This window comes from Nocardioides sp. CPCC 206348 (assembly GCF_048654705.1).
Classification (GTDB): domain Bacteria; phylum Actinomycetota; class Actinomycetes; order Propionibacteriales; family Nocardioidaceae; genus Nocardioides.
The window spans coordinates 38,827-40,310 of record NZ_JBMCZA010000111.1 but is presented as its reverse complement, the minus strand read 5'-3'; the positions used below and the strand labels follow the sequence as shown (position 1 = coordinate 40,310).

Annotated in this window: 2 protein-coding genes and 1 pseudogene; 1 reads left to right on the top strand and 2 read right to left on the bottom strand. The window is 70.0% G+C overall.

Going from position 1 to position 1,484, the window contains the following annotated elements; all coding sequences use genetic code 11:
* A pseudogene (locus tag ACOADB_RS06480) lies at positions 1-351 on the top strand (aldose epimerase); the annotation flags it as partial.
* On the opposite strand, the gene ACOADB_RS06475 reads toward ACOADB_RS06480, so the two are convergent.
* Positions 348-740 (bottom strand): PH domain-containing protein, encoded by a 393-nt coding sequence (locus tag ACOADB_RS06475; RefSeq protein ID WP_378597136.1) that lies wholly within the window; start codon positions 738-740, stop codon positions 348-350. The pseudogene ACOADB_RS06480 and the gene ACOADB_RS06475 sit on opposite strands and share 4 nt — an antisense overlap.
* 59 nt (positions 741-799) lie before the next feature.
* The coding region (gene hisG, locus ACOADB_RS06470) for an ATP phosphoribosyltransferase (protein WP_378597135.1) at positions 800-1,484 on the bottom strand (685 nt) is incomplete at its 5' end.

Genomic DNA, 1,484 nt, shown 5'->3' with positions numbered 1-1,484 from the left:
ACGGTGGACACCGAGCGGCTGCTGCCGACGGGAAGGGAGTCCTTCTCGGGCTTCGTCACTGATCCGCTGGGCGAGTCCGTGCTCAATCACGGCGTCACCGACCTGGATCGGGACGGCGAGGGAGTCGCCACGATCGGACTGTCCGCGGACGACACCGGTGTGGAGCTCTGGGTCGACGAGCACCACCGGTGGCTGCAGGTCTACACGGGCGAGGACACGAGGACACCGCGCTCTTCGGTGGCCATCGAGCCGATGACCGCTCCCCCGGACGCGTTCAACTCCGGCGACGACCTCGTCGTGCTGGAGCCCGGCACGACCTTCGCGGCCACGTGGGGAATCCGCGCAGTCTAGGCGCGATGGTCGGCCACGACGGCCCGCAGCTCGCGGATCGCGATCGCTGCCCGCTGGCCGTCGGAGGAGTGGATGCCCATCAGGGACAGCTTCTCGTCCCCGGACTGCAGCAGGTGCGGCCACGGCGCTCCCTGCGGGAACCTCACCGTGCCCACCTCGGACCATGCCAGCTCGTGCTTGCGGTAACCGTTGATGACCGTCAAGCCGGTGTCGCGAGCAATGACCCGGGACCGGGCCAGGCCGTTCATCAGGACCAGGCCGAGCAGGATGAAGCCGATGACGGTGGCCTTCTGCAGGAACCCGACCGAGTCCTTCGTGTCCTGGTCGAAGCCGACCCAGAGCCACGCGAAGGCGCCGACCAGGACGACCCCGAAGACGGCTGCGGCCATCCGCGGACCGAACGGGCGCCAGGTCCGGGGCAACGCAGGGGCCTCCTGGGCGTCGGCCATCAGAGCCGGCAGGCGTGGATGTCGGTCGTGAGGATGGCTCGGGCACCGAGCGCCCACAGGTCGTCCATCACGCGCTGGGCAGCCGAACGCTGCACCATCGAGCGAACGGCGACCCAGCCTTCGCGATGAAGCGGGCTGACGGTCGGGCTCTCGATGCCGGGGGTCAGCGCAATGGCCTGCTCGACCTGCTGGACCGGGATGTCGTAGTCCATCATCACGTAGGCGCGGGCCACCAGGACGCCCTGCAGGCGCCGGGTGAGGGTCTCCAACGCGCCGGCGTCGGCGTCCACGCGGGTGATCATCACGGCCTCGGACTCGAGGATCACGTCGCCGAACACCTCCAGGCCGGCCGCACGCAGGGTGCTGCCGGTCTCGACCACATCGGCGATCACGTCGGCCACACCGAGCTGGATGCTGGTCTCGACCGCGCCGTCGAGGCGCACGACACTGGCGTCGACACCGAGATCGGCGAGGTACCGCTTCAGCACGCCGTCGTACGACGTCGCGACCCGGAGACCGCCGAGGTCGTGCACGTCCGTGGCTGTGCCGGGCTTGGCCGCGAAGCGGAACTTCGAGCGACCGAAGCCGAGCTGCAGCGCCTCGGTGGCGTGGGCGTGCGAGTCGAGGAGCAGGTCGCGGCCGGTGATGCCGGCGTCGAGGGTGCCCTCGCCGACGTACAACGCG